The sequence below is a fragment of the Sutterella massiliensis genome (assembly GCF_016899755.1).
Lineage (GTDB): Bacteria > Pseudomonadota > Gammaproteobacteria > Burkholderiales > Burkholderiaceae_F > Sutterella > Sutterella massiliensis.
The window spans coordinates 1-249 of the sequence record NZ_JACJJC010000494.1 but is presented as its reverse complement, the minus strand read 5'-3'; the positions used below and the strand labels follow the sequence as shown (position 1 = coordinate 249).

1 protein-coding gene is annotated in these 249 nt (G+C 53.0%); it reads left to right on the top strand.

Features of this window, described 5'->3' with window-relative positions; all coding sequences use genetic code 11:
* Positions 1–249: beta-L-arabinofuranosidase domain-containing protein (locus tag H6A60_RS14640; RefSeq protein ID WP_205105361.1), on the top strand; the 249-nt coding region annotated here is incomplete at both ends.

Genomic DNA, 249 nt, shown 5'->3' with positions numbered 1-249 from the left:
TACCTGGACAGCGTCATCAACATCATTGCCGCGGCGCAAGAACCGGACGGTTATCTTACTACCTGTGTCACCAATAAATGTTATCGTCTCTCCGGATGGTGGGGACGCTCGAAATGGGAAAAAATCAACAGCCACGAGCTGTACAACAGCGGACACATGTACGAAGCAGCCGTTGCCCATTACCGTGCTACCGGCAAGCGTACCTTCCTGGATGTCGCTATCAAGAATGCCGACCTCGTCTGCAAGACC